A 16,863-nucleotide genomic window follows, 5' to 3' on the forward strand; every position below is an offset into this window, starting at 1 on the left:
ATAAATTCATGACTTCTGTTGCAGATCAATTAGATAAAGTACTACAAAAAACAGCTCAATTAATAGAGTTGTGTAATGCTTTACAAGAAGAAAATGATTTATTAAAGCTTGAGAATCAATCGTTAAAAGTTGCGCTTGATACATCGAAGGTTAAAAATGTAGATCTTGAGGAGAAGCTCAGGGTAACTAAATTGGCTAAGAGTATTGAGGGAACAAGCGAAAAATCGCTTGACATTAAACAAAAAATTAACGATTTTGTGCGGGAGATAGATAAAAGTATCGCACTGCTGAAGAAATAAATAAGTAGTGTGGAAAATCGAAACTAAGCTAAACAATGGGAGAAATCTCGATTAAGATAACCATTTCCGACCGCATTTACCCTTTAAAGGTGAATATGGAAGAGGAAGAGATTGTGAGACGGGCAGCAAAAATGATCAATGAACGCATAAAAGACTATCAGGAAAATTATGCGGTTAGAGACAAGCAGGACCTTCTTTCAATGGCTGTATTGCACTATGCAACGGCTGTTTTAAGAACAGAAAATAAGGTGCAAAGCCAGGATACTGCAGTTGCTGATAAAGTAGAAGAGTTGGATGGTTTATTAAACGATTTCTTTTCAAAATAAAAGGGTACGTTCTTTCAAAGTTTTATCACATAGCATAATTTTGCTAGGGTAACACTTTAATATATTAGCACAAAAATATAGCCGCAGCTAGTTTTTGAGTTTCAAAATTTATAAAACTTAACACTTCAATATCTATAGGGTTAAGAGGGCGTATTTCATTTGTTTTACATCTGAAAATGGCTTAAATCCTAATTATGCTTAGTTGAGGTTTAAAATGATGAGACTTTAAAAAATTAGATGCGGTTTTTTTTTACTTAAAAAACAAAATGGAAACAGTTGAAATATTAGGATACATATTTGCCTTAATAGCAGGCCTGGGTATCGGAATAGTGGTGGGGAGATTCCTACTTCGCAACCTGTTAAAACAACAGGAAATTGCCGCTCAAAACAAAGTGAAGAAGATTTTAAAAGATGCAGAAAACAATGCTGAAATCTTAAAAAAGAATAAACTTTTAGAAGCAAAAGAAAAATTTTTACAATTAAAAGCCGAACACGAACAAGAGGTTAATACTAAAAACAATAACATTAACCAACGTGAGAATAACATTAAGCAAAAAGAGCAATCTGTTAATCAACGTACCGAAAACCTGCACAAAAAGGAGCAGGAACTTGATAAGGTAAAAGCAAATTTGGAGAAACAAACGGATATTGCTGTTAAAAAACAGGATGAAGTTGAAGTATTAAAAAATCAGCACCTTAAGCAGCTGGAGAGCATTGCCGGCCTTTCGGCAGAAGAAGCTAAAGATCAGCTGGTAGAAAACCTGAAACAGGAAGCCCGTACGCAGGCGATGATGCAGGTTAAGGATATTGTTGATGAAGCTAAACTTACCGCAAGTAAAGAGGCTAAAAAAGTAGTGATCCAAACGATTCAACGTACGGCTACAGAAGCCGCTATTGAGAATTCAGTATCTATTTTCCATATCGAAAGTGATGAAATTAAAGGTCGCGTAATTGGTAGAGAAGGTAGAAACATCAGGGCATTAGAAGCAGCAACAGGAATTGAAATTATTGTTGATGATACACCTGAAGCCATCATTCTCTCAGGTTTTGATCCGGTAAGAAGAGAAATTGCACGTTTAGCTTTGCACCGTTTAGTTACCGACGGACGTATCCATCCGGCTAGAATTGAAGAAATTGTAGCTAAAACCAAAAAACAAATTGAAGATGAAATTATCGAAATCGGCGAACGTACGGTTATCGATTTAGGTATTCATGGTCTGCATCCAGAGCTAATCCGCATGGTTGGCCGTATGCGCTACCGTTCATCTTACGGACAAAATTTATTACATCACTCTCGTGAGGTTGCCAATTTCTGTGCTACCATGGCAGCAGAGTTGGGCTTAAATGCCAAGCTAGCCAAACGTGCAGGTTTACTACACGATATTGGTAAAGTTCCGGATGATAATCCTGAATTGCCACACGCCATTTTGGGTATGCAGCTGGCCGAGAAATATAAAGAACACCCAGAGGTTTGTAATGCCATTGGTGCCCATCATGACGAGATCGAAATGACTTCATTAATTTCTCCAATCGTTCAGGCTTGTGATGCAATCTCAGGAGCGCGCCCAGGTGCACGTAGGGAAGTGGTAGAAAGTTACATCAAACGTTTGAAAGATTTAGAAGAACTGGCCCTTTCTTATCCCGGGGTAGAGAAAACATTCGCCATTCAAGCCGGAAGAGAACTTCGTGTAGTGGTAGAAAGCGAACGTGTAACCGATGCTCAGGCAGAGTTATTAGCCGCAGATATATCTACCCGTATTCAAACCGAAATGACTTATCCTGGTCAGATTAAAGTTACCGTAATCAGAGAGACCCGCTCTGTAGCTTTTGCTAAATAGGTGTATCTTTATTAAAAATAATGAAAGCGATGGATGTATTCCATCGCTTTTTTGTTTTAGGCACTTATTAAGTATTCACTTCTACAGTATAATATTTAGGTTCTTCATTCTTAGAATATGCTTAGCTTTTGTTAATTTTACCGTAAATGAGCAAACCAAGTATGAAAACGCTAGAAGTGAAACGCCCGGTTGATGTCCTTTTTGATAAATATGCAGAAAGCCATCAAAATCCAACCAATAAATTATTCCATTGGATTTGTGTGCCGTTAATCGTTTTTAGTCTTCTGGGGCTGGTTTGGCAGATTCCTTTTCCACGCCTGGGCTTTCTGGGTAGTTATAATGGCTACTTTAACTGGGCTTCTTTCTTATTGGCTTTTAGCTTGTATTATTATTTTACACTTTCGCCTGTTTTATTCTTTATGATGATTTGGGTTGTAGGCATCATGAGTTACGGAATTGTTCAACTCGAATATTGGGAAGCAGCAGGTGGGCCAGCAGCCTGGTTAATCTTTTTAATCATCTTTGTCTTATCCTGGATTGGCCAGTTTATCGGCCATAAAATAGAAGGTAAGAAACCATCCTTTTTAGACGATATTAAATTCTTGTTAATAGGCCCGATTTGGTTATTGCACTTCATTTGCAAGAAAACAGGTATTCGGTATTAATCCTGAGCTCGGTAACATTAATTTAACTTTTAGCTAAACAAATCTTAATTAACATCTAACATACAGCTAACATTGTGGTAATAGCTTTGCCTAAAATTAAATACAGGCAAATTGAACTCAATCACAACTCTTAAAAAATCGGCACTAACAGTTCTGATTTTATTTCTAGGCATAGTTTCTTATGCACAAACAGGTAAAATTTCAGGTACCGTAACAGATAAGAAAACTGCTGAAACTTTAATCGGCGTTACTGTAAAAATTAAAGGTACTACCAAAGGAATTGCTACTGATGTAGAAGGTAAATATACCATCGCAGGATTAGCTGCTGGTAAATACACTTTGGTTTATCAATATGTTGGCTACACCAATAAAGAAATACCAAATGTTGAAGTAACCGATGGAAAGGTGACCACACTCAATGCTATTTTAGAAGAAGCTGGTGGTCAAACGCTTCAACAGGTTGAAATTAAGTCCACTGTTAATAAAGAAAACGAAACAGCCTTATTAGCACTTCAAAAAAATGCGACCGAAATAAAGCAAGGTATTGGCATCCAGGAGCTATCTAGAAAAGGTGTTAGTGATGTAGAAGAAGGGTTGACCAAAATTACCGGTATTACTAAAGTTGATGGACGTGGTTTGTTTGTAAGGGGATTAGAAGATCGTTATAACAACCTATTGATTAACGGATTGGCAGTTCCTTCTAACAATCCATTCAAAAAAATTATTCCATTAGATCTATTTCCTACAGATATAGTAAGTGTTTTAGAAACTTCGAAAACCTTTAACTCAGGATTATATGGCGATTTTGCCGGAGGAACATTTAATATTGTAACTGCTAAAGGTGATAAGAGTGTTACCAAAATCAATATCGGGGCTAGTTATGTATCGAATAGCAGCTTCAAAAAATTCCTTAGAGCAGAAGATGCAACATCAGTAGGCGATTATTTCGGAATAACTGGAAATGAACGGGATTTGCCTAAAGCTTTTGGTAAAGTACCATCTTCTTATACCATGACATCTAGCGAAGCCAATTCTCAATTTGGTTCTGGCTTTAATGTTGACGAATCTAAAGCGCCCCTGAACACCAACATTGGTATCTTGCACTCACAAAAAATTAATCTTGAAAATCAACGCACATTTCAGTATTTAGTTTCACTTAACACAGATAATAATTTCCAGGTTAGAGAAGGAGTAGATCGTTTCTTCAATACTGCACAAGGTATTTATGATAATAATCTGTACACAACCCGATACAGGTTCTCTACCAACTCTTCTGTTTTGGGTGCTTTCAACTATGGTTCAAACCGATTAAGTTTAAACTTGAATGCCTTTTATTTAAAAGGAACCGAAAACATGATTCAGGATCAATTGGGTTACACCAACAGTCAGAAAAATGTGAATAATTCATTTATCAGATTGAATCAATTACAGAAAACAGATTTCTTCACCGGGCAGTTGTTTGGAAACTATAAAATCACTGAAGATGATGCACACAGTATCAAAGCAGGTGTTTCATATTCAAAAACTCAATATCAATTGCCTGATAGAAAGTCGTTCAAAGGTTCTATGATTGGCGATAACACCTCTGTAAGTTATACAGGAAATAGTATTGTTAGACAGTACATGGATTTCAATGGCGACTTCTTTGCTTCTGGAATGTTAGAGTATAACTGGAAATTTGGAAATGAGGATTTAGCTAAAGCACATAAATTGTCTGTGGGTTACAACGGCTCGTTCAACAGAATGGAATCTGACTTTAGGTTTTTGGTTTCTCAAAACTTAAATTCCAACAATGTTCTTTTGAATACGAATAATCCTGATGCGGCACTTAGCTCAGAGATTGCCAATTTGAACTTCAGTTATAGAGAAGGTTCTAACGCAACTTACAGAGCAAAAATGCAGGAAGGTGTTAACGCAGGTTATGCAGACTTAGCACTCGTGTTGAACGATAAATTAAATTTAAATGTTGGTACAAGAGTAGAACAATCACAAAGGATTACGAGATATAGAAATTCAGGAAGCTTTGATGATCCTTTTCAAAAAATAACCAGAAATAACGTTGACATTTTACCATCGGCTAACTTAAAGTATGCATTAACAGATAAGGCTAATTTGAGGTTTTCTGCATCAAAAACGCTTACTAAACCTGTAATTATGGAGGCATATCCGTTAGAATTTGTTAATCCCGATGCAACCATTGAAAACGGTAACCCAAATGTAGTTAATAGTAAAAATTACAATTTCGACATCAAATACGAATTATTTCCAACCAGTAAGGAAATGATTGCAGTTACTGGTTTTGCAAAGTATTTACAAAATCCAATTGAGCGTTTATTCTTACAATCAGCAGGTAGTGGTGGTTTACAGATTACTTATGATAACTCTAAAAAAGCAGTGATTTATGGTGCTGAACTGGAGTTGTTATTACAGCTTTCAAGAATCAGTGAATCACTTTCTAATTTCTCTGTAGGTTTCAATACCTCATTGATGTACACTCAAACAACGATCGACAAGGTTAAAAACAGCTCTGAAACTGCGGCAATCGGTGATGATAATACCCGTAAGTTACAAGGTGCTTCTCCGTGGTTAATCAATGCAGACATTAAGCATGAAACAGATTTCGGTAAGAAATGGAAGAGCACTATGACACTTGCTTATAACATTTACGGTGAACGCATTTATGCAGTAGGTACAAATGGTTTAGATAACTACTATGAAAAGCCATTCGGGAAATTAGATTTCATTTGGAACAATAAAATTGCTACAAAATGGGATTTGAAATTAGGTGTGGAAAACATCTTAAACCCAACCTACCGGGTAGACTTAGGTAATAAAAGTACTGTACAGATCTATGAAAATAGCTTAACCGTTAAAGATTATAAGAGAGGTGTAGGGGTATCGTTAGGCTTAGGCTATACTTTCTAACTAATTAACATTTTGTTAACCCAACTTAATACAATGGTAAAGTTGGGTTAATACAACCACAACATTCACAGACTAATTTTACACTATAAAAAAAATTAAAATGAAAAAGTTACTTTACGCAATTGCAGTTTCAGCTACAATCTTTACTGGTTGTTCTAAAGATGATGATGATGATACCCAACCTACAAAAGTGCCAGTTGAAGGTGAAATCACTGGTGATATTACTTCAAACAGAACGTTAGCTTATGGTAATTACACTTTGAAAGGAATGGTTAAAATTCAATCAGGAGTTACATTAACCATCGAAGCCGGTTCTACATTTACTGCTGATAAATCAAATGGTGAAGATGGTTTAGTTGTACTTAATGGTGGTAAGTTAATCGCTAATGGTACTGCAGATAACCCGATTGTTTTAACCGAAAAATCTAAAATCGCAGGTTCATGGGCTGGTATCATTATGTATGGTGATGCACCAATTGTAAACTCATCTACAGCTGTTGGTACCCAGGTAGCAATTTCTGAAGATGGCTTAAATTTAAGTTACGGTGGCACCAATGCAGCGCATAATGGTGGTTCATTAAAATATGTAAGAGTTGAATACGCCGGTCAGGTTATCACTACGAACAATAAAGAACACAATGGTTTTTCTTTTTATTCAGTAGGTAACGGCACAGTATTAGAAAACCTGGTATCATATAAAGGTAATGATGATGGTTTTGAATTTTATGGAGGTACTGTTAGTGGTAAGAACTTAGTTTCTTATGGAAACTCTGATGATTCTTTCGACTGGCAAGATGGTTGGAGAGGTCAGGACAATACTAACTGGTTCGCCTATCAAACGGGTATTGGTAACTACGGTATGGAAGTTGAAACTAAAGGTATTAACAATAACTTCTGGCCAAAAGTAACTAATATCACTTTGAAAAGAGCTACTGGTACGCAAACTGAAGCACAAAGTGAAATCCAGTTAGATGCAATCCAATTTAAGTCTAATGGTAATGGCGATTTCAGTAATATTGTTATTGATGGATATACCAGTCAAACCACTCCTACAGCATTCGCAGGTGGTGCGATACAAATCCGTGATAAAGCAACTTATGACAATCAGGTTGTTGGTGGCAAAATCAAGTTGACGAACGTAAAGCTTAACAATACCCCATTGTTATTTATTAGTGGAGCAGCAGCAGCAGATTTCACGCTTAATGCAGCTAGCTTTGGTGCTAACTGGGCGGTTACAACTACTGCAACAGGTGCTTCATTAGCTAAGGGCAAATGGGCAACAGTTGATGGTGTTGATTTATTAGCAAACCTATAAAAACAAAGCCTTTAAGCAGGCAAATAAAAAGGGTATTCATTAACTTGAATACCCTTTTTTTGTCGAATCAGTTTTAATGTAAACCGATTCAGAATTAAATCAATCACGATAGTTAACTATCTTTTTTTACGGGAGATTGCTTTTTTGCCTTTGGTTTGGCTGTTTCTTCAGCGGGAACCAAGGGAATTACTTGTTCTGCAACTGGATTGTTTTCAATTTGCAGTGCATTAAGATTTATTTTCCTGGAGAGTTGCTTAGCAAATTTCTCTATCAATTTCTCAGTCTTCTTAGCTTTGCCATATTCACTCACCACTTCGTTAAATGCAACTGCTAATTTAGATGCTAATGCTTTACGTTCTTTTTTGCTTGCCGAATGTGCTTTCGACCTGGATTTCTTCTTTTTCATTTAACTGCTTATGGGTTTTGCCCAAAGATAGCCGATTCAAAAGTTAAATTAATATTATGATTATGTTAACTAAGTTAGTGATACTTAACATCTAATAATTTTAAAGTATCTTTAAGTAGTTGATTTGAACACTTAATCTCAAGACAATGAATTATCCCATATTGATAGGCGTAGCAATATTAGTAATACTTTTGATTGGCTACCTGATTAGAAAAAATCTAAAGGATAAGAAGAAGTTTGAGGAAGAAACCATTCAATCAGAACTTCCTCCGGAGAAAGATGATCAGGAAAATGTTTAGAAGTTAGCACCTCTGGCTACATCTCCTCCCAGGTCCAGCGTATTTTGAAACCCTTCCATGTATTGAAGTAAATGTCTTTCTGCATTTGCATAGGAGGTAAATTTTGATGCAGGTTCGTGAGCTTCAGCATCGCTTTTACTTTTATAATATAGGTTAACCTGGAAAATGAAGGTGCTGTCATCCTGCACAGGCGACATAATTCTAGCCTTAATGGCATGGCCATGAATATCAGCGTAAAACTCCTTAATAATGGTGTAGATGGTAGCCGGCATACTTTATTCTTTTGAATACTATTATGCGAAAATACTTCAAATAGTAGGTGATGCAGTCATTTATCAATAAGATAACATTTTGTTAAAATTAATTTAACATCATACAGGCCTCTATAAATGTCGGGGTTCGTAAGCGTATACAATCTCGAATTTGATATTTTTTAGATTTTGAGGTATTTGCCCAATCTTTAAGTCTTCCATTTGTGGGGTAGGTTCACAGAAAGAATATTTCTTACCATTATAAGTAATGAAGTTGCCAACGGGTTTGTTAAATTGAACAGCCATAGTGAGGTGAGTAGGGTAGAGTACGGCAATCATAGGCAGGTCATAAATTTCTTTTACCAGGTAAAAAAATAATGCAGCCCGGTCATCACAATCACTGTATTTATTAAGTAAAGTTTGTTCTGGGGATAATCTCTTTTCCTTGCCAAAGTTTTGCCCGTCATCTTCATAAAGGAAAGCATAGCGTGTAAATCTCATTAAATAATCAACACCTTTCTTCTGGTCCATCTTTTTTAAATTATCCTTTAAAACAGGAATCAGCGAGCTGTATGTTTCCCTGCTAAGCGGGATATTAAAGTAGCTCTCAAAATCAACTACCGGATAATTTTTAAATAAGGTCTGAACATCATCATTAACCTTTAATTTAAAGTGATAGGTTTTTTGTTTGTAGCTAAATGCAATATCTTTCACCTGATAATCTTCTGGCTTGAAATCAGGCATTTTGGTAACTTTATAAGAGAAGGAATTTTTCCCTTCAGGAATCGTTATTTTTACTGGTAAATAAACAGATTGTTTAAAAAGCTTACCATAATCATGATAATTTAAACAACTGTATTTCTTATTGTCGACCATAAAGAATGGAATGTCACTAATGTCTTCCTCGTTCCTTACATAAAAAACAATCTGTTCATTTCCAATTGCAATGCGGGCATCATAACCACATTTATTCAATAAATACCATTTATATAAAGTATATCTAAAATAGTTTTCTTTTTTAGGGCTAATTTGCTCTGCTACTTTGCGAATCAACTGATAATAAACCCAGTCGTTAAAATGGTATTGACCACGGTATTTTTCCAGGGCAGCTATCAATACAGTATCTTTAACCTTGTTGATTTTAGTGTAAAATTCTGCTACATCAGGATAGTTGGCCGTTTTTGAAACCTGAATGAGGAAAGCTTGCTCTGTTGTAAAATTAAAAGTGCCATTATAAAAATCGAATGAGTAATTCTGGCCATGGGTTTTAATAGCAGGTAAAGCCATCAAACCAATGAAGGAAATTAAAAACAGATAATATTTTAAAAGCCTACTTTTCAAACCGCGCCATATTTGGTTACATTGAATTTACATATAATTAACGTAAAAGCAACAATTTCTTTATGTGAAGGTTCGTGTCGCTGGTTAACATTTTCTTAACGTTAAACCATTTTTTAAGAAGCTTTTTCTGTTAAATCGTAACGCGGGCTTAATATATCCTTAATGTGATGGGCTTACTTTTGCGGTATAAATATTTGGTTAGTATTTATAAAGTTTAGGTTAGTTGATAATAAAAAACCTCAGATGGATGTCTGAGGTTTTTTTGTTGATTTACAAATTCTTGCCAAGCTTTTCCAGCATCTCTGCCGGAATGTTGTGGGTGTCTACCACCAGGAACCCGTCTAAACAATCTGAAAATTTAGGATCAATATTAAAAGAGATGATCTTTGCGTTCAGGTTCATGTACTGCCTTAGCAATACAGGTATCTTAATGTGTGTATTTTCAATATCGCCGATAATACTATCTAAATCCTTGAATGATTCACTGCTATCTACCAAAGCATCAGTTGCAATGGGTAGTAAATCTGCTTTGAATTTATTTCGGGGTTTAACATATTTCGCCATTTCATAGTCAAAATGGTTTTTAGTGATATAATCTACAATCAAGGCTTTACTAAATTTCGAAAAGTTATTGCTGATACTCACCGGGCCAAACATGTATCGATACTGCGGATTGTCCAGAAGATATTTAAGAATACCTTTCCACAACAGAAATAGTGGTAAGGGTTTGCCCTGATATTCTTTTCTGATCCATGATCTTCCCAATTCAATTCCTTGTTTTAACATTGGATAAAATTGATCTTTCATTTTAAAAAGTTCTGAAAGATAAAAGCCGCGGCGACCCATACTCTCTAAAATTTCGTCTCCCTTACCAATACGGTAGGCCCCAACTATATTTTCTAAATCCTTATCCCAGATAAACAGGTGGTTATAGTAAATATCATAATTGTCGAGGTCGATTTTTTTATTTGTACCCTCACCAACTTCTCTAAAGGTGATCTCTCTTAAACGACCAATTTCCCTCAGAACATTAGGGATTTTCAGTGTAGGTACAATATAAACCTCGTAATTTTTTTCGGTCCAGACCCTAAAGTCTTCTAAAGTTTCTACTTCAGCTTTGATTAATGTTCTGGCAGTTTCCTCAATAACCTCAGCAGGCTTTTTCTTGATTTTAAATAGCTTTAACGGATTGAACAGTTTTTTTTCTGTATCTAAACCAACACCTAAAGCATAAGTACGTGCACGCAGATAATCCATCAGCTTATTTCCAGCACTCATAGATGAGATTTCAGAAACCGTAATGGCTTTTCCAATCCTCACTTTAATGGTACGGCCATGCTTATTTAAAAACTCTGAAGGTAATTTCGCTGTGCGTAATGTTGGGTGGATGAAGCTTAATATATTAAAGAAAACGCCATTGTTTCCATGAAAATAAATAGGAACAACAGGTACTTTTGCTTTGGCAATTAATTTACCCACCACAGGGTGCCATAACCTGTCTGTCACTTGTTGAGCATCTATTTTGAAGGTAGAAACTTCTCCTGCAGGGAAAATTCCTATCGGTGTTCCGTTACGTAAAAGATCAAAAGTGGTTTTTAAGCCACTGATACTTGAGGAGTGTTGTACGTTTTCGAAAGGGTTAACAGCCACAAAGAATTCATCCAGATTAGGGATTTTCTTCAAGATAAAGTTAACCATCACCTTCGCATCTGGCCTTACTGTACATAAAAGTTTAACCAGAGCCAAACCTTCAACCCCTCCGTAAGGATGGTTAGCTATCGCTATAAATGGCCCTGTTTTAGGAATCGAATTTAAGTCATCTTCATCAAATTCGATTGAAACACCAATGGTTTCCAATATTTTATCTACAAACTCTAAACCTTTAAAGTGCTGATTTTGAGCGAAAACATCATTGATGTCGTTCAATTTCATAATCTCCATCAACAAACCTGCTAATCCGGGTACACCAAGCTTATCAATCTTCGTCGCCTTAGCAAATTCTGAGGTAGTAATGATTTTCATATAAATAAATTCGTTAGGTTGTTGCCGCAAAACCGCTCCGTTTCGCAATCCCAAAAATAAGATTTATATTTAGAATAAGGTATGTTAAAAATAACGCATGAGAACATGGTTAAATAAATATTTTGGTTTTAGTAAAAGCGAATTCAATGGATTGCTGCTACTGATTTTTATTATCATCGTATTAAAAAGTATACCTATTATATATGTCTATCTCCAACCGGCAGAAAAAGACAATCCGGATCTGTTAGCGGAGATTAAAAATATAAGCATTACTAATCAGGAATCATTTTACCCTGAGAAGAAGTTGTATCATAATTACGCGACTAGCAAAGCAGCTAAACTTTTTGCCTTTGATCCGAATACCTTAAGCCAAAGCGGATGGGAAGGCCTTGGACTTTCTCCCAAACAGGCCCAATCAATAGTAAATTACAGACAAAAGGGAGGGAAATTCTATCGGGCTGAGGACCTTCAAAAAATGTATACCATTTCTCCTGAGCTGTATGCGAAACTATTGCCCTATGTACAAATTGAAGATCCGGGTGATACTAAAAAAACATATGCGTTTGAGAAAAAGGAATTTGTAAAAAAGGCCTTAGCTATCATTGATCTTAATCATGCAGATTCCATGCAACTGGATGCAGTTAAGGGTATAGGGCCTGCATTTGCAAAAAGGATTCTGAAATATCGTGAGCGCCTTGGAGGCTTTTACAAAAAGGAACAGCTTCTGGAGGTATACGGCTTGGATTCTGTTAAATATGAAGGAATCAAAGATCAGGTAATGGTGGGAAAGGTTGACTTGAGGATAATAAATATCAATACCGCCACATTTAACGAGTTGAAAATAAATCCTTACCTTTCATATAAGCAGATAAATGCCATTTTGCAATATAGAAAACAGCATGGCAATTTTTCAAAAGCTGCGGATTTACAGAAGGTAGCTATTCTCAATGCGCAGGCTATTGAAAAAGTATTACCTTATATTTCTTTTAAATAGTGGCATCTGGTGATTCGTAAAGTTTAGTTAATTGCGCTTTTTCGCTTGAACAGCACTGTTTGAATATAGGCTGTACATCATTCAAAAAAATATCAAATAAAATTTTGAGCGTATTTCAACTTCTTTTCACTGCTTTAAAACTTACAGATTCATTTATTGTACTAAATACCATTTTATTCTAGTTTTTACCTAATATTTGATGGTAACTAGCTATTAAATAATTGATTATAATTGCCTAAACCAATACTATACTATATGAGCGTAAGCTTCAATTTTTCAGAAACAGAAACCCAGCAGAGCGTAAAACAAATGGTTCGTGATTTTGCCGAAAAGCATATCCGCCCAAATGTGATGGAGTGGGACGAGTCGCAACATTTTCCAGTTGAATTATTTAAACAGCTTGGAGAGTTGGGGGTAATGGGGGTTTTAGTTCCTGAAGAATATGGCGGATCTGGCTTAGGTTACCAGGAATATATCGATGTGATTGTAGAAGTTGCACGGATTTGTGGTTCAATAGGTTTGTCTTTGGCAGCGCATAATTCGCTTTGTACCGGTCATATTTTAGCCTTTGCAAACGAAGAGCAAAAACATAGATGGTTACCGAAACTGGCTTCGGCAGCATGGATTGGCGCATGGGGTTTAACAGAAGCGAATACCGGATCTGATGCATTAAGAATGATGACTACCGCTGTAGAAGATGGCGACGATTACATTATTAATGGCTCTAAAAATTGGATCACCCATGGTAAAAGTGGTGATATTGCTGTAGTAATGGTAAGAACAGGAGAGCAGGGGAGTTCTAAAGGGATTTCTGCTATAGTGGTAGAACGTGGAACTCCTGGTTTCACTGCCGGGAAAAAGGAAAATAAACTTGGCATGAGAGCTTCTGAAACAACAGAAATGATTTTTGATAACTGTAGGGTACCTAAAGCTAATCTATTGGGAAACGCTGGAGAAGGATTTAAACAAGCGATGAAAGTTTTGGATGGTGGCCGCATTTCAATTGCAGCATTAGCTTTGGGTATTGCAAAAGGCGCTTATGATGCTGCGGTGGCCTATGCTAAACAACGTCAGCAATTTGGAAAACCAATTTCGAGCTATCAGGCCATAAGTTTCAAATTAGCAGATATGGCAACAGAGATTGAGGCTGCAGAATTATTGATTCGTCAGGCAGGTGATTTAAAGAACAGGCATCTTCCCGTAACCAAACAATCGGCTATGGCAAAATATTTTGCTTCGGAAGTTGCTGTAAAAGTAGCCACTGATGCTGTACAGATTTTTGGCGGATATGGATACACCAAAGATTTTCCGGTAGAGAAATTTTATAGAGACAGTAAATTATGTACAATAGGCGAAGGAACTTCAGAAATTCAAAAGATCGTAATCGCCAGGGAAATATTACAGGGGTAGAAGGATAAAAGGTTTAGCTTTTAAGCCATTATCGGTCATGCGATAAGTTTTTTTACATCTTTAATTTCATTAACAAACCAAATATATTATGAGAAATCCGGCAGGTTGAAATACCTCCGGATTTTTTTTGCTTTTTTTAAAACCAGGTTTTCCAATTTCTTGTTCCCACTAATGACTAATGACTAATGACTAATGACTAATGACTAATGACCAACGTTATGGCAAAGTACTCAAAAAAAGCAGGAGAAAAAGTTGAAGAGACCATGCACGAAATGAAAGAAGGTAAACTTAAAAGTGGCTCGGGAAAAAAAGTAACCTCTAAAAAGCGAGCCGTTGCGATAGGCCTGTCTGAAGCGAGAAAAGAAGGAGCAAAGGTTCCAAAAAAGAAAAGTTAAAAACTATTCCTGAAAGGCCAGGCGTAAAACAAGTAAAGCGCATACGCTGTGGTGGCTTATCCTGTTATGCTTTTAACCTTGACTTTCAGCTTTTACTGAATATCCCTTGTAGTTAATATACTATCTACAACATATACACTAAATCCCCTCCAGGGAAGTGTGTTTTTGTATTCCTTATAATGTAATTCATAAAATTTACCGCTATTGGCCATCATCTTGTCGGCTATTGCTTTATTTGCAATAGAGAATTCGAACTCATTGCTTTGAAGGGTGCCCGTTTGGCGCGATTTTATTCCGCTTTGAATAAGCTTGCCTTCATATGTTTTAAATAAATAGCCCTTTTTTACCACATAATTGAGTTCGCCGGCTTTTACACCCTCACCAAAAACAAAAAAGTAGCGGTAATAACAAATGATTGCAAGGATGATTAAAAGAAGGGTAGATAAAATAACGATAACTTTTTTGCCTGTTGTCATAGTACTTATATTATATATAAATGTAACAAGTGTTCGCTAAAAGTTTGTCAAAAGCGATAAATAATTTTTCTTTATAAAACCTTTCTCATTTTCAATAAAATACTTACATTTGCATCCCCGAATAGAACGGGAATTTAAAAACCACGAGAGGAGGTATTTCAGCGTTATGATCATTATCAACATTAAAGACGGCGAATCATTAGATAAAGCCCTTAAACGTTTCAAGAAGAAATTCGAAAAAACAGGAGTTTTAAGAGAACTACGTAGCCGTCAGGCATACGAGAAAAAATCTGTAGCTCGTCGTACTGAAATTAAACATGCTGTTTATATTCAAAACATGAATCAAGATACAACTGCATAGTTGTTTTCTATATAAAAATAAGATGCCTTTGAGATTTTTTCTTGAAGGCATTTTTTTTGTTTATTATTTTTTTACTTTCTATTAATATCAAAACTATTCGTAACTTCATACTAAAGCCGGTGTAAACGAGTTTGAATGTTGCAAAAGAGTTTTATTACATATTTATCCCACGAGAAGCGTTATTCTCAGCATACCATTACTTCCTATCAGGCAGATTTGAACCAGTTTAGGGAGTATATTCAAGAAACATTCGAACTGGATCTTTCAGCTGTTAAGCACAATCATTTACGGAGTTACATGGTGGATTTGATGGAAAACAATAACAGCCCTCAAACTGTAAATCGTAAAATATCAACATTAAGAAGCTTTTATAAATTTTTGCTCCGGGAGGGGAAAATTATCAGTAATCCGGCAGCGCTAATTAAGGCTCCTAAAGTTGCCAAACGTTTACCTGTATTTGTTGATTCACAAAAAATGGATCATCTTTTGGATTCTGAAGCATATTTTGGAGAAGATTTTCCTGCCGTACGGGATCACCTGATCATCGAACTACTTTTTGGTGCCGGATTACGTTTGGCAGAGCTGTTGCAGATTAAAGAGTCTGATATAGACATTTATGAAAATACAATTAAGGTATTGGGAAAGCGGAATAAAGAAAGAGTTGTTCCAATAAATAAACAGCTTATCAATCAGGTAAATAAATATATCGAACTAAAAAAGTTGCAGAATTTTAATAACAATTTACCTATATTAATCGTTACAAATACAGGGAGCCCCGCATATCCAAAACTGATATACCGTGCGGTTACCGGGCATTTAAAATATGTATCAACTCATGAGAAGAAGAGTCCCCACGTATTACGCCACAGTTATGCAACCTCGTTGCTTAACGCCGGGGCAGATTTAAACGCCATTAAAGAATTATTGGGCCACTCCAGTTTAGCGGCCACACAGGTTTACACACACAATTCGATCGAAAGATTAAAAACAATTTATAAACAAGCCCATCCAAAGGCATAAAAAAAGGAGGAAAAATGAAAATCGGAGTTCAATCAATCCACTTCAATGCAGACAGTAAGTTGTTAGATTTTATACAGAAAAAGGCGAATAAACTCGATCAGTTTTTTGATCAAATCATCAGCGGTGAAGTGTATTTAAAGTTAGAGAACGTAGAGGATGAGGCTAACAAGATCAGTGAAATTAAACTGATTGTACCTGGCGGCACCCTATTCGCTAAAGAACAATGTAAATCATTTGAAGAGGCCACAGACCTGGCTATCGAATCATTAAGAAAGCAAATTACGAAACATAAGGATAAAACGAGAGCAAAATTAAGTGAGCACAAGGCGATTTTAAGCGAAAGCGAAGCCTCGGATTACTAGAAAATAATAAAATAATAAGCGAAGGGCAGCATGATTAATAATTGTGCTGCCTTTTTTTTTGAACTAAATTCCGGATAAACAGGAACAGGTTGAGCTGAAAAACACCCTAAAAATTAATTTTTTTAAATTTTCGAACTGCCGCCTGGTTCCGCATTGAG

General features: G+C 36.0%; 18 protein-coding genes. 13 read left to right on the plus strand and 5 right to left on the minus strand.

Annotated features, from left to right (window positions below; translation table 11 throughout):
- Positions 1 to 8: 8 nt before the first annotated feature.
- The 6 genes from ACQY77_RS18745 (at position 9) to ACQY77_RS18770 (ending at position 7,368) form a co-directional block, all read left to right on the plus strand.
- Entirely contained in the window at positions 9 to 299 is a 291-nt protein-coding gene (locus ACQY77_RS18745) for a hypothetical protein (protein WP_421940781.1), read from the plus strand.
- Between the two features lie 35 nt (positions 300 to 334).
- Entirely contained in the window at positions 335 to 625 is a 291-nt protein-coding gene (locus ACQY77_RS18750) for a cell division protein ZapA (RefSeq protein WP_421940780.1), read from the plus strand.
- A gap of 266 nt (positions 626 to 891) precedes the next feature.
- Positions 892 to 2,463, plus strand: coding sequence for a ribonuclease Y (gene rny / locus ACQY77_RS18755; RefSeq protein ID WP_421940779.1), 1,572 nt, complete (start codon positions 892 to 894; stop codon positions 2,461 to 2,463).
- Between the two features lie 161 nt (positions 2,464 to 2,624).
- Positions 2,625 to 3,128 carry a DUF962 domain-containing protein gene (locus tag ACQY77_RS18760; protein ID WP_421940778.1) on the plus strand — a complete coding sequence of 168 codons (504 nt, stop codon included), beginning with the start codon at positions 2,625 to 2,627 and terminating at the stop codon, positions 3,126 to 3,128.
- A gap of 111 nt (positions 3,129 to 3,239) precedes the next feature.
- Positions 3,240 to 6,053: a TonB-dependent receptor domain-containing protein gene (locus ACQY77_RS18765; RefSeq protein ID WP_421940777.1), complete on the plus strand. Its 2,814-nt coding sequence runs from the start codon at positions 3,240 to 3,242 to the stop codon at positions 6,051 to 6,053.
- A 100-nt stretch (positions 6,054 to 6,153) separates the two neighbouring features.
- Positions 6,154 to 7,368, plus strand: coding sequence for a hypothetical protein (locus ACQY77_RS18770; protein WP_421940776.1), 1,215 nt, complete (start codon positions 6,154 to 6,156; stop codon positions 7,366 to 7,368).
- Between the two features lie 112 nt (positions 7,369 to 7,480).
- On the opposite strand, the gene ACQY77_RS18775 is transcribed toward ACQY77_RS18770, so the two are convergent.
- On the minus strand, positions 7,481 to 7,774 hold the full coding sequence (locus tag ACQY77_RS18775) for a hypothetical protein (RefSeq protein WP_421940775.1): 294 nt from the start codon (positions 7,772 to 7,774) through the stop codon (positions 7,481 to 7,483).
- 146 nt (positions 7,775 to 7,920) lie between these two features.
- Here ACQY77_RS18775 and ACQY77_RS18780 point away from each other — a divergent pair, with 146 nt between their 5' ends.
- A complete protein-coding gene (locus tag ACQY77_RS18780) occupies positions 7,921 to 8,073 on the plus strand; it encodes a FeoB-associated Cys-rich membrane protein (RefSeq protein WP_421940774.1) in 153 nt (50 codons plus the stop codon).
- Here ACQY77_RS18780 and ACQY77_RS18785 read toward each other — a convergent pair.
- The 3 genes from ACQY77_RS18785 to ACQY77_RS18795 form a co-directional block, all read right to left on the minus strand.
- On the minus strand, positions 8,070 to 8,345 hold the full coding sequence (locus ACQY77_RS18785; protein ID WP_421940773.1) for a hypothetical protein: 276 nt from the start codon (positions 8,343 to 8,345) through the stop codon (positions 8,070 to 8,072). The genes ACQY77_RS18780 and ACQY77_RS18785 overlap by 4 nt on opposite strands.
- 111 nt (positions 8,346 to 8,456) lie before the next feature.
- Positions 8,457 to 9,665: a hypothetical protein gene (locus ACQY77_RS18790; RefSeq protein ID WP_421940772.1), complete on the minus strand. Its 1,209-nt coding sequence runs from the start codon at positions 9,663 to 9,665 to the stop codon at positions 8,457 to 8,459.
- Positions 9,666 to 9,935: 270 nt separating this feature from the next.
- On the minus strand, positions 9,936 to 11,687 hold the full coding sequence (locus tag ACQY77_RS18795; protein WP_421940771.1) for a lysophospholipid acyltransferase family protein: 1,752 nt from the start codon (positions 11,685 to 11,687) through the stop codon (positions 9,936 to 9,938).
- Between the two features lie 97 nt (positions 11,688 to 11,784).
- Here ACQY77_RS18795 and ACQY77_RS18800 point away from each other — a divergent pair, with 97 nt between their 5' ends.
- The 3 genes from ACQY77_RS18800 to ACQY77_RS18810 all read left to right on the plus strand — a co-directional run bounded on the left by ACQY77_RS18800 (position 11,785) and on the right by ACQY77_RS18810 (position 14,486).
- Positions 11,785 to 12,681 carry a ComEA family DNA-binding protein gene (locus ACQY77_RS18800; RefSeq protein ID WP_421940770.1) on the plus strand — a complete coding sequence of 299 codons (897 nt, stop codon included), beginning with the start codon at positions 11,785 to 11,787 and terminating at the stop codon, positions 12,679 to 12,681.
- 255 nt (positions 12,682 to 12,936) lie between these two features.
- Positions 12,937 to 14,091, plus strand: coding sequence for an acyl-CoA dehydrogenase family protein (locus tag ACQY77_RS18805; RefSeq protein ID WP_421940769.1), 1,155 nt, complete (start codon positions 12,937 to 12,939; stop codon positions 14,089 to 14,091).
- Positions 14,092 to 14,309: 218 nt separating this feature from the next.
- The gene (locus ACQY77_RS18810) at positions 14,310 to 14,486 is read left to right on the plus strand and encodes a DUF6496 domain-containing protein (protein WP_421940768.1); all 177 of its coding nucleotides are present in this window, start codon (positions 14,310 to 14,312) and stop codon (positions 14,484 to 14,486) included.
- A gap of 92 nt (positions 14,487 to 14,578) precedes the next feature.
- On the opposite strand, the gene ACQY77_RS18815 is transcribed toward ACQY77_RS18810, so the two are convergent.
- The gene (locus tag ACQY77_RS18815; protein WP_421940767.1) at positions 14,579 to 14,962 is read right to left on the minus strand and encodes a hypothetical protein; all 384 of its coding nucleotides are present in this window, start codon (positions 14,960 to 14,962) and stop codon (positions 14,579 to 14,581) included.
- Between the two features lie 166 nt (positions 14,963 to 15,128).
- Between ACQY77_RS18815 and rpsU the strand changes: the two genes are divergently transcribed.
- From rpsU to hpf, 3 genes are all read left to right on the plus strand, one after another.
- Entirely contained in the window at positions 15,129 to 15,323 is a 195-nt protein-coding gene (gene rpsU / locus ACQY77_RS18820) for a 30S ribosomal protein S21 (RefSeq protein WP_086549247.1), read from the plus strand.
- A gap of 135 nt (positions 15,324 to 15,458) precedes the next feature.
- Positions 15,459 to 16,343 (plus strand): tyrosine-type recombinase/integrase, encoded by an 885-nt coding sequence (locus ACQY77_RS18825; RefSeq protein ID WP_421940766.1) that lies wholly within the window; start codon positions 15,459 to 15,461, stop codon positions 16,341 to 16,343.
- Between the two features lie 14 nt (positions 16,344 to 16,357).
- Positions 16,358 to 16,705, plus strand: coding sequence for a ribosome hibernation-promoting factor, HPF/YfiA family (gene hpf / locus ACQY77_RS18830; protein ID WP_421940765.1), 348 nt, complete (start codon positions 16,358 to 16,360; stop codon positions 16,703 to 16,705).
- Positions 16,706 to 16,863 lie beyond the last annotated feature (158 nt).

It is taken from the genome of Pedobacter sp., from assembly GCF_965279535.1.
Taxonomy (GTDB): domain Bacteria; phylum Bacteroidota; class Bacteroidia; order Sphingobacteriales; family Sphingobacteriaceae; genus Pedobacter.

Bases quoted from the DNA above. Each gene is read 5' to 3' on its own strand.
- ACQY77_RS18745 (WP_421940781.1), top strand. From the start codon at position 9: ATGACTTCTGTTGCAGATCAATTAGATAAAGTACTACAAAAAACAGCT.
- ACQY77_RS18750 (WP_421940780.1), top strand. From the start codon at position 335: ATGGGAGAAATCTCGATTAAGATAACCATTTCCGACCGCATTTACCCT.
- rny (WP_421940779.1), top strand. From the start codon at position 892: ATGGAAACAGTTGAAATATTAGGATACATATTTGCCTTAATAGCAGGC.
- ACQY77_RS18760 (WP_421940778.1), top strand. From the start codon at position 2,625: ATGAAAACGCTAGAAGTGAAACGCCCGGTTGATGTCCTTTTTGATAAA.
- ACQY77_RS18770 (WP_421940776.1), top strand. From the start codon at position 6,154: ATGAAAAAGTTACTTTACGCAATTGCAGTTTCAGCTACAATCTTTACT.
- ACQY77_RS18775 (WP_421940775.1), bottom strand. From the start codon at position 7,774: ATGAAAAAGAAGAAATCCAGGTCGAAAGCACATTCGGCAAGCAAAAAA.
- ACQY77_RS18780 (WP_421940774.1), top strand. From the start codon at position 7,921: ATGAATTATCCCATATTGATAGGCGTAGCAATATTAGTAATACTTTTG.
- ACQY77_RS18785 (WP_421940773.1), bottom strand. From the start codon at position 8,345: ATGCCGGCTACCATCTACACCATTATTAAGGAGTTTTACGCTGATATT.
- ACQY77_RS18795 (WP_421940771.1), bottom strand. From the start codon at position 11,687: ATGAAAATCATTACTACCTCAGAATTTGCTAAGGCGACGAAGATTGAT.
- ACQY77_RS18800 (WP_421940770.1), top strand. From the start codon at position 11,785: ATGAGAACATGGTTAAATAAATATTTTGGTTTTAGTAAAAGCGAATTC.
- ACQY77_RS18805 (WP_421940769.1), top strand. From the start codon at position 12,937: ATGAGCGTAAGCTTCAATTTTTCAGAAACAGAAACCCAGCAGAGCGTA.
- ACQY77_RS18810 (WP_421940768.1), top strand. From the start codon at position 14,310: ATGGCAAAGTACTCAAAAAAAGCAGGAGAAAAAGTTGAAGAGACCATG.
- ACQY77_RS18815 (WP_421940767.1), bottom strand. From the start codon at position 14,962: ATGACAACAGGCAAAAAAGTTATCGTTATTTTATCTACCCTTCTTTTA.
- rpsU (WP_086549247.1), top strand. From the start codon at position 15,129: ATGATCATTATCAACATTAAAGACGGCGAATCATTAGATAAAGCCCTT.
- ACQY77_RS18825 (WP_421940766.1), top strand. From the start codon at position 15,459: ATGTTGCAAAAGAGTTTTATTACATATTTATCCCACGAGAAGCGTTAT.
- hpf (WP_421940765.1), top strand. From the start codon at position 16,358: ATGAAAATCGGAGTTCAATCAATCCACTTCAATGCAGACAGTAAGTTG.